The organism is Streptomyces sp. PA03-6a (assembly GCF_033792765.1).
Taxonomy (GTDB): Bacteria; Actinomycetota; Actinomycetes; order Streptomycetales; family Streptomycetaceae; genus Actinacidiphila.
In genome coordinates this window covers 1-5,923 of record NZ_JARAVK010000385.1, presented here as the reverse complement: position 1 = coordinate 5,923, position 5,923 = coordinate 1, and the positions used below count along the sequence as shown (strand labels likewise).

General features: G+C 74.4%; 8 protein-coding genes and 1 pseudogene. 5 read left to right on the top strand and 4 right to left on the bottom strand.

The window, feature by feature from the left end:
• A pseudogene (locus PV350_RS43635) lies at positions 1–659 on the top strand (serine/threonine protein kinase); the annotation flags it as partial.
• 22 nt (positions 660–681) lie between these two features.
• Here PV350_RS43635 and PV350_RS43630 read toward each other — a convergent pair.
• Entirely contained in the window at positions 682–1,311 is a 630-nt protein-coding gene (locus PV350_RS43630; protein ID WP_500338923.1) for a YigZ family protein, read from the bottom strand.
• Positions 1,312–1,383: 72 nt separating this feature from the next.
• Between PV350_RS43630 and PV350_RS43625 the strand changes: the two genes are divergently transcribed.
• Together PV350_RS43625 and PV350_RS43620 are read left to right on the top strand one after the other, a co-directional pair.
• Positions 1,384–1,791, top strand: a complete 408-nt coding sequence (locus PV350_RS43625) for a CoA-binding protein (protein WP_499510422.1) — start codon at positions 1,384–1,386, stop codon at positions 1,789–1,791.
• Positions 1,792–1,811: 20 nt separating this feature from the next.
• Positions 1,812–2,330 carry a GNAT family N-acetyltransferase gene (locus PV350_RS43620; RefSeq protein WP_500338922.1) on the top strand — a complete coding sequence of 173 codons (519 nt, stop codon included), beginning with the start codon at positions 1,812–1,814 and terminating at the stop codon, positions 2,328–2,330.
• On the opposite strand, the gene PV350_RS43615 is transcribed toward PV350_RS43620, so the two are convergent.
• From PV350_RS43615 to PV350_RS43605, 3 genes are read right to left on the bottom strand one after another with little or no spacing between them, the layout of a single operon-like run.
• Positions 2,305–3,126, bottom strand: coding sequence for a GNAT family N-acetyltransferase (locus PV350_RS43615; RefSeq protein WP_500338921.1), 822 nt, complete (start codon positions 3,124–3,126; stop codon positions 2,305–2,307). The genes PV350_RS43620 and PV350_RS43615 overlap by 26 nt on opposite strands.
• Entirely contained in the window at positions 3,123–3,680 is a 558-nt protein-coding gene (locus tag PV350_RS43610) for a YbaK/EbsC family protein (RefSeq protein ID WP_499510425.1), read from the bottom strand. The genes PV350_RS43615 and PV350_RS43610 overlap by 4 nt, the downstream gene beginning before the upstream one ends.
• 41 nt (positions 3,681–3,721) lie before the next feature.
• Positions 3,722–4,294, bottom strand: a complete 573-nt coding sequence (locus tag PV350_RS43605) for a helix-turn-helix domain-containing protein (protein WP_499516750.1) — start codon at positions 4,292–4,294, stop codon at positions 3,722–3,724.
• A 95-nt stretch (positions 4,295–4,389) separates the two neighbouring features.
• Here PV350_RS43605 and PV350_RS43600 point away from each other — a divergent pair, with 95 nt between their 5' ends.
• Both PV350_RS43600 and PV350_RS43595 read left to right on the top strand, forming a co-directional pair.
• On the top strand, positions 4,390–5,253 hold the full coding sequence (locus PV350_RS43600; RefSeq protein ID WP_499510426.1) for an EamA family transporter: 864 nt from the start codon (positions 4,390–4,392) through the stop codon (positions 5,251–5,253).
• Between the two features lie 67 nt (positions 5,254–5,320).
• A complete protein-coding gene (locus tag PV350_RS43595; RefSeq protein ID WP_500338919.1) occupies positions 5,321–5,914 on the top strand; it encodes a helix-turn-helix domain-containing protein in 594 nt (197 codons plus the stop codon).
• Positions 5,915–5,923: the final 9 nt, after the last annotated feature.

The window sequence follows — 5,923 nt, the reverse complement described above, 5'->3', positions numbered from 1 at the left end:
GCCCCACCCCGATCCCCGCGGCCCGGCGCGGCGGCCGTGCCGGCCGGGTCGTGGCCGCCGCCGGCGCCGTCGTGGCCGTGGGCGTCGCGGGCGTCCTGCTGTACACCCTCGTCCCGGGGCTCCACGGCGGAGCCGCCGACGCGAGGGAGAAGGGCGGCGGCACGGGGACCCCCAAGGCCACGCACTCCTCCGGCCCCGGCGCCCCCAGCACGGCGGCGCCCGAGAAGCTGCTCTCGGTGGCCGGGGGCCGCTCGATGACGGACGTCGTGAAGTCGGTCTCGGGCGGCACCAAGGTGGTCGAACTGACCGTCTACGAGGACTACGCGATCTTCAAGGCACCGAAGAAGTCGGACACCGGCGTGTACGACGGCTACATGTACCGGGACGGCGCGGTGTCGGAGTGGGGCAGCAAGGGCACCATCGATCCCGACGACACCGTCGTCGACCTGAAGACCGTCAGCTGGGACGCGCTCACGGCCCTGATGGGCCGCGCCGACAAGGACTGCAAGGTCGAGCACCCGACCCTCAGCTACGCGATCGTCAAGCCCGACATCATCAGCGACAAGCCGTCCCTGTACTACTACCGGATCGACGACTACCGCACCTGCTTCATCGAGGCCACCGTCAAGGGCAAGGTCACCTACGTCAACGCCGAGTGACCTCCCCGCGGGCACGGGCCCGCTACACGTCCACGAAGGCGCTGCCCGACACCTCGACGCCCGCGGTCCCGGCGGAGGCGTCGGCGAGCCAGCTCCGGAAGGCCGCCAGTTCCTCCTCCGGCACGCCCAGCTCGATGCGCACCTCCGCCGCGCCGTAGGCGACCCCTCGCACGGTGCGGCCGGCGGCGCGCAGGTCGTTCTCGATGCGCCCGGCCCGTTGGTGATCGGCGACGACGGTGACCAGCGCGAGCTTCTGCCGCTCGACCGTGCCGAGCTCGTCGAGCGCCGCCGACACGGCGCCCCCGTAGGCGCGGACCAGACCCCCCGCGCCGAGCTGGATGCCGCCGTAGTAGCGGGTGACGACGGCGACGACGTCGCGGACCTCGCGGCGCAGCAGCACCTGCAGCATCGGGGTCCCGGCGGTACCGCCCGGCTCGCCGTCGTCGCTCGCCTTGTGGATCCGGCCCTCGGCGCCGATCACGTACGCGTAGCAGTTGTGGGTCGCCCCGGCGTGCTCCTTGCGGACACGGGCGATGAACTCCTGCGCCGCATCCTCACTGGGGGCCGGCGCCAGTGCGCACAGGAACCGCGAGCGCTTGATCTCGCTCTCGTGGACGTGCTCGCGCCCGATCGTCAGATACCGCTCCACCACCCCGCCACCCTACGGGAACAGTCAGGTGCGTCCTCTGGTTGACTGCTGCGGACCGGAACGAGGGAGGACGACGTGTACGGAGACGACGCGACGGTTCGCAAGATCCTGACCGGCCTCGGGGACACCTGGGCCGTGGTGGGGCTGTCCAACAACGCCTCGCGGGCGGCGTACGGCGTCGCCGCGGTGCTGCAGCGGTACGGCAAGCGCGTGGTGCCGGTGCACCCGAAGGCCGAGACCGTGCACGGTGAGCAGGGTTACGCCTCGCTGGCCGACATCCCGTTCCCGGTCGACGTGGTGGACGTCTTCGTCAACTCCGACCTGGCCGGGGCCGTCGCGGACGAGGCCGTCGCGATCGGCGCGAAGGCGGTCTGGTACCAGCTCGGCGTGATCGACGAGGACGCGTACGAGCGCACCCGGGCCGCGGGTCCGCTCATGGTCATGGACCGCTGCCCCGCGATCGAGATCCCCCGGCTCGGCTAGCCGCGTTGTAGCGTGCGCGCATGCCCGGTCCCGTACGCCCTGCCCGACCCGATGACGCCGCCGAGCTGGTACGGCTGCGGCGGCTGATGTTCCTGGCCATGAGCGGGCGGGACGAGCCCGGTCCCTGGGAGGCGGCCGCGCGGGAGCGGGCGCGCGAGCAGCTCGGCGGGGGCGGCGCGCGGTGGCTGGGGGCGTTCGTGGTGGACGGCGAGCCCGCGGTCGCGGACGGGCCGCACCTGGCGGCGTGCGCGGTGGGCCGGGTCGAGGAGCGGCTGCCCGCGCCGGGGCACCCGGCGGGCCGGTTCGGCTTCGTCTTCAACGTCTGCACCGACACCCGCTACCGCGGCCTGGGGTACGCGCGGGCGACGACGCAGGCCCTGCTCGCGTGGTTCACGGAGCAGGGCGTGACCCGCGTCGACCTGCACGCGACCCCGGAGGCGGAACCGCTGTACCGCAGCCTGGGGTTCGCCGAGCACTCGATCCCGCTGTCGCTGGACCTGTCGCGGCGGCCGGTCAGGGGGCGGACGGCTCCGCGATGAGGGCCGTGCCGACCCGGCGGAATCCGAGCCGGCCGTAGATCCGGGCGACGGCATCGTCGCCCGCCGACAGGAACACGGTGGTCAGCCCTTGCGCACGGGCCTCGGCGACGAGCGCGCCGGTGACCGCGAGGGCCAGGCCGCGGCGGCGGGCGCTGGGCAGGGTGCCCACGCCGACGATCTCGCAGACCTCGCCGACGGGGTTGTACTGGCCCGCGCACAGCGCGGTGCCGTCCTCGACGGCCGCGGCGTGGACGGTGAGCCCGGCCCGCAGGCGGGCTTCCGCGGTCGCAACGAGTCCCGGGGCGGCGTGCAGCGGGAGCGCGGCGGCGAGTTCCGCCCGCCCGGCGGTGCCGACGGCGGTGCCGGGCTGCGCGAAGGCCAGGTGCGGGACGGTGAGCGCGCTGGGCAGCGCGGGGTCGCCGGGCCGGAGCAGCCGTACGCCGACGTCCGCGGGGAGTTCCGGCGGCGGCGGGGACGGGACGCGCGGATCCAGCACCATCAGCGGGTGCTCGTGCACGGCCAGGCCGGACGCCTGCGCCGCCTCCCGGAGGCCGGGGGTGGTCTCCGCGACCCACTCGAAGCACTCGGGCACGCCCAGCTCGCGCTGGCGGGCCCGGACCCGGTCGACGTCGGCCCGGCAGACGGTGCCGTCGGCGCCGGGCGTCGGGCGGGCGTAGAAGGGCCAGCCGACGCCCTCGCGCACGAAGAGGGTGAGCGGGCCGTGCTCCTCGGCGCGGGCGCCCGCGCGGGGCACGGCGTCGTAGTAGCGCTCCAGGCGGTCCAGCAGATCCGTCACGCGGGGAGTCCCAGCCCTTCCAGCAGTTCTACGCCGGGCAGCGAGGCCAGCGCCTTGCCGGGCACGAGCAGTTTGCCGCGCCGGCGGCCGCTGCCGATGATCACGTACGGGGTGTCCGCGACCGCCGCGTCCACCAGCAGCGGCCAGGTGGCGGGCAGCCCGATCGGGGTGATGCCGCCGTACTCCATGCCGCTCTCGCCCACGGCGGTGTCCATCGGCGCGAACGAGGCCTTGCGGACGCCGAGATGACGCCGCACGAGGCCGTTCACGTCGGCCCGCGTGGTGGCGAGGACGACGCAGGCGGCGAGCGTCACCTCCCCGCCGCGCTTGCCCGCGACGACCACGCAGTTCGCGGACTGCTCCAGGGCGACCCCGTACGTCTCGGTGAAGACCGCGGTGTCGGCCTTCTCGGGGTCGGTGTCGACCAGCAGCAGCTCCTCGACGGGCACCTGCCCGCTCCAGGCGGTCAGTGCGGCCGCGACGGGGGCCGGAAGCAGGTCGAGCTTCTCCACGGCGGGGTGGACGTCGGTGAAGGTGCCGATGGGTGCGCGCATGTCCGGAACGCTAACAAATCCCGGGAGTTGGCGGCGCCGTCTCACTGGGGGGCGGGGACGGAGATGGCCAGCGTCATCTCCGTCACCTCGGTGCCCCGGTTGCGGTAGCCGTGCGGTGCCGCGGCCTCGAAGCTCGCGGTCGTCCCGGCGGGCACGCGGTGCTCCTGCCCGTCGACGACGAGGGTGAGCTCGCCCTTGTCCACCCGGATCAGTTCGACGGTGCCCGGCGGGTGCGCGTCCGAGTCGTGGCCCTCGCCCGGCATGATCCGCCAGGCCCACATCTCCAGCGGGCCCGGCGCCTGCCCGCCGGCCAGCAACAGACCGCGGCTGCCTGCGGGGGTGCTCCACAGCTCGACGGCCTGGTCGGCGGGGACCAGCCGCACCTTGGGCCCGTCCGCGTAGTCCAGCAGGTTCACCAGGCTCGCGCCGAGCGCGTCCCCGATGCGGACGATGGTGCCCAGGCTCGGGTTGGTGCGCGCCTGCTCGATCTGGATCAGCATGCCGCGGCTGACGCCGGCGCGGGCGGCGAGCGCGTCGAGGCTGTAGCCCCGCTCCAGGCGCAGGCGCTTGACGTTGCGCGCGAGCGACTGGGCGATCAGGTCGAGGTCCGGCACCGTACCGTCCAATATGATGAATGCTGGAGTTCACTTCACTGCACTACTGTGGGGTGTACTGCACTGTTCACCGTACTGTACTGCGAGGGAGCCCCATGACCGCGGTCTTCGCCCTGGCCACCAGCCTGTTGTGGGGTCTCGCCGACTTCGGCGGCGGCCTCCTCACCCGCCGTTTCCCGGCGCTCACCGTGGTCGTCGTGTCCCAGGGCGTGGCCGCCGTCGTGCTGGGCGCGGTCGTCGTCGCGACGGGCGGCTGGAGCGAGGCCTCCCCGCGCCTGTGGTTCGCCGTGGCCGCGGGCCTGATCGGCCCGGTCGCCATGCTCTGCTTCTACCGCGCGCTCGCCCTCGGCCCCATGGGCGTCGTCTCGCCGCTGGCCACGGTGGGGGTGGCGGTCCCGGTGAGCGTGGGGCTGCTGCTCGGCGAACGCCCCGGGACCGTGCAGTACGCGGGCATCGCGGTGGCCGTCGTGGGCATCGTCCTGGCCGGCGGGCCCGAGCTGCGCGGGGCGCCCGTACAGCGGCGGGCGGTGGTCATGACCTTGGTCGCGGCCTTCGGCTTCGGCGCGGTCATGTCGCTCGTGGCGGAGGCGTCCCACACCGTGACCGGGCTCTTCCTGGCGCTGTTCGTCCAGCGCGTCTGCAACGTCGCCGTGGGCGGGGCGGCCCTCGCGGTCTCCGTGCGGCGGGGCGCGCCGTCGCTCCCCGAGGGCGGCCTGCCCACGGTGTGGCGCAGCCTGCCCGCGCTGTCCTTCGTGGGCCTCGCGGACGTGGCGGCCAACGGTTCCTACGCCGTGGCGGCGCACCACGGCCCCGTCGCGGTGGCGGCCGTGCTGGCCTCCCTCTACCCCGTCGTCACCGCCCTCGCGGCCCGGGGCGTCCTCGGGGAGCGGCTCCGCCCCGTCCAGGCGGCCGGCGCCGGCCTCGCCCTGGCGGGATCGGTCCTGCTGGCGGCGGGCTGACGGCGTACCGCCCGCCCGCCACTTGCCGCACTTGCAATAACCCATGCCGTTTCGGCAACCTGGGGGTGTGGACGTCACGAGGAAAGAGGTGCTGGACGCCGTCGGGCCCCGGCTGCGGGAGCTGCGGCGCCGCCGCGGCATGACCCTGGCCGAGCTGGCCGGGCGGACGGGCATCAACGAGAGCACCCTGTCCCGCCTCGAGGGCGGGGGCCGCAAGCCGACCCTGGAGCTGCTGCTGACCCTGGCGGAGGTCCACGCGGTGCCGCTCGACGAACTCGTCGGCGCGCCCCGCACCGGCGATCCCCGCATCCACCTCCGGCCGGTCACCCGCGACGGCCTGACGTACGTGCCGCTGAGCCGACCGGGCGGGATCCAGGCGCACAAGCTGCTGATCCCGCCGCACCCGGGCACGGAGCCCGAGTTGAAGACCCATGAGGGCTTCGAGTGGGTCTACGTCCTGGCCGGACGCCTGCTGCTGCTCCTCGGCGACCGGCGTGTGGTGCTGAAGGCCGGCGAGGCCGCCGAGTTCGACACCCACGTCCCGCACCGGCTCGGCCCCGACGGCGAGGACCCCGTCGAACTGCTCGTCCTGTTCGGGCGGCAGGGCGAGCGGGCCCATCTGCGGGCCCGCACCGCCTGCGGGCTGGCTCTTATAACCTGACCCCAGCCC

Coding starts and splice junctions, on each gene's coding strand:
- PV350_RS43600 (WP_499510426.1), top strand. CDS start 4,390: ATGACCGCGGTCTTCGCCCTGGCCACCAGCCTGTTGTGGGGTCTCGCC.
- PV350_RS43620 (WP_500338922.1), top strand. CDS start 1,812: ATGCCCGGTCCCGTACGCCCTGCCCGACCCGATGACGCCGCCGAGCTG.
- PV350_RS43610 (WP_499510425.1), bottom strand. CDS start 3,680: ATGCGCGCACCCATCGGCACCTTCACCGACGTCCACCCCGCCGTGGAG.